Below are 2,423 nucleotides of genomic sequence, written 5' to 3' on the forward strand. Positions count from 1 at the left end.
AGTATGGACATTGCACAGTAGACAACCTCAACTCATCCCTCTATTATGCAACGCCCAATTTCTTTCGGCAGACTGCTCAGTTGATTGCGGCTGAGATAGAGCGATTGCAAGTTGACTAGTTGGACAATTTCCTTCGGCAGACTGCTCAGCTGATTGCTACTCAGGTAGAGCGATTCCAAGTTGACCAGTTGAACAATTTCGCTCGGCAGACTAGTTAAGCCATTACCCCTGAGATTGAGTGATCGCAAGTTGACTAGTTGGATAATTTCCTTCGGCAGACTGCTTAGTTGATTGCCTTCGAGGTAGAGCGATTCCAAGTTGACCAGTTGAACAATTTCGCTCGGCAGACTGCTCAGTTGATTGTATTCCAGATCGAGCGATCGCAACTTGACCAGTTGTCCGATTTCGCTTGGCAGACTGCTGAGTTGATTACCGCCCAGGTCGAGCGATTGCAAGTTCACCAGTTGGACAATTTCCGCTGGCAGACTGCTGAGTTGATTCTCGCCCAGGCCGAGCGATTGCAAGTTCACCAGTTGGACAATTTCGCTTGGCAGACTGCTGAGTTGATTACTGTAGAGGTCGAGCGATCGCAAGTTGACCAGTTGTCCGATTTCCGCTGGCAGACTAGTTAAACTATTACCAACAACCTGAAGTTCTTCAAGTTGATTGAGTAATCCAATTTCTACAGGTAAAGCGCTCAGGTTGTTACCAATAGTACCGACGAAATCACCATCTTCGTCATATAGGTATTTGCCGAGAATTAGCTTTTTTAGTTGAGTTAGCTTGCCAATCTCAGGCGGTAAAGTCGTTAACTCATTACCAGAGAGGTCAAGTTCTGTTACACCCTCTATTGCCGCTTGTTCAATTACCTGTAGCAGTTCTTTCTCAGTCATGAGCGAAATTGCTGAACTATTAGCCAAATAATATCAAGGTATTCTAAATTACGGCAATTAGTCTGTAAATAATGGCACAGCAGCGTTCCCTATGGTAGATGTGGTTCAAATACGTGAAAACTGCTGTAAAAATGTTGCGTTTGTGGTTATGAACAATGTTTAACTCATGCGATCGCGCTCCCGCTGCCATAGGCGATCGCACTTTGAGCAGCCTAAGACCTAAGTTGAGTCCAATACACTCGTAGGGGCACGGCAATGCCGTGCCCCTACACGCGACGATATAATTTGTATTGCATCCAACTGAGAACCGCTATATTTATAGATTGGCAATGCGTTAGCGGAGCTTAACGAAGTTATCGCCTAGAATCGTTGATGGTGCGTTGCGCTTGGCGACAACACACCCTACATTTACTGATAATTGCAATAACATGAATGATGCGATCGCTTCGTTAAGCTCCGCTAACGTATTTTTACACATCCTGAACAAGTGTGCGATCGCCTTCGCTATAGGTCGGGTTAAGCTAGGGAAACTCATCATTTAATACTTAAACACGACTTTGAAGTACCTCAACATGATTTTGAAGTACTTCAACATGACTTTGAAGTACCTTCGCCTAGAGTGCGATCGCTTCCCTTCGCGTAGGCGAGAGGCTTCTTACTGTTTCAGCTAAAATAAATAACACAGCCATGAGGCGCGAAGCTATGAGCATTGAAGAACTAGAGCAGCAACTCCTCAGCCTCGATTTAGCCCAAAGGATTCGCATCCTTCAACTTTTGGCTCAAAGCCTGACAGTGCCTTCAGCATCACAGCCATCCCGATCCCCTGACGAACTTGATTTAACCCGCGATCGCAACCCTGAGCATCCCCTACGCGGAATCCCCATTACTATTCCTCCAGATTTTGACGAACCCATGCCTGAATTATGGGATGCTTTGGAACAATGATTTTACTCGACACTCATGCTTGGCTTTGGTGGCTCCATACTCCAGAACAGCTTTCCCACCGTGGCCGTACCCTATTAACCATAGGCGAAAACCAAAACGCGCTCATGGTTTCTGCCATTTCTGTTTGGGAAATTGCAGTCAAGCATAGTGCAGGAAAACTACCACTCCCCCTTGCCGTCAATGAATGGTTTGCAATTGCAAAAACTCGACCTGGAATCACCATAGAACCACTTGATCCACTGGATGCAATCGCCAGCACTCAATTACCCGGCGACTTCCACAAAGATCCAGCCGATCGCATTATTGCTGCAATCGCCTACCGCCGCAATATAGAACTCATGACCTGCGATCAAAAAATTTTCAACTATCCACACATCAAAACAATTTGGTAAGTGCGATCGCCTTCGCCCAAGGTCGGGTTAAGCTAGGGAAACCCATTATTTAATACCTCAACACGACTTTGAAGCCTTTCAACACGACTTTGAAGGCTCTCAACACGACTTTGAAGTCTTTCAACACGACTTTGAAGACTCTCAACACGACTTTGAAGTCTTTCAACACGACTTTGAAGACTCTCAACACGAC

Annotated in this window: 5 protein-coding genes; 2 read left to right on the forward strand and 3 right to left on the reverse strand. The window is 45.8% G+C overall.

The window, feature by feature from the left end:
• Positions 1-32: 32 nt before the first annotated feature.
• From AC5JL8_RS24255 to AC5JL8_RS24265, 3 genes are all read right to left on the reverse strand, one after another.
• Positions 33-893: a leucine-rich repeat domain-containing protein gene (locus AC5JL8_RS24255; RefSeq protein ID WP_495882235.1), complete on the reverse strand. Its 861-nt coding sequence runs from the start codon at positions 891-893 to the stop codon at positions 33-35.
• A gap of 43 nt (positions 894-936) precedes the next feature.
• The gene (locus tag AC5JL8_RS24260) at positions 937-1,149 is read right to left on the reverse strand and encodes a hypothetical protein (protein WP_495882236.1); all 213 of its coding nucleotides are present in this window, start codon (positions 1,147-1,149) and stop codon (positions 937-939) included.
• Between the two features lie 78 nt (positions 1,150-1,227).
• Entirely contained in the window at positions 1,228-1,431 is a 204-nt protein-coding gene (locus AC5JL8_RS24265) for a hypothetical protein (RefSeq protein ID WP_495882237.1), read from the reverse strand.
• Between the two features lie 149 nt (positions 1,432-1,580).
• Between AC5JL8_RS24265 and AC5JL8_RS24270 the strand changes: the two genes are divergently transcribed.
• Together AC5JL8_RS24270 and AC5JL8_RS24275 are read left to right on the forward strand one after the other, a co-directional pair.
• Positions 1,581-1,838: a hypothetical protein gene (locus tag AC5JL8_RS24270; protein WP_495882238.1), complete on the forward strand. Its 258-nt coding sequence runs from the start codon at positions 1,581-1,583 to the stop codon at positions 1,836-1,838.
• Positions 1,835-2,230: a type II toxin-antitoxin system VapC family toxin gene (locus AC5JL8_RS24275; protein WP_495882239.1), complete on the forward strand. Its 396-nt coding sequence runs from the start codon at positions 1,835-1,837 to the stop codon at positions 2,228-2,230. The genes AC5JL8_RS24270 and AC5JL8_RS24275 overlap by 4 nt, the downstream gene beginning before the upstream one ends.
• Positions 2,231-2,423: the final 193 nt, after the last annotated feature.

The sequence above is a fragment of the Mojavia sp. genome, from assembly GCF_059505145.1.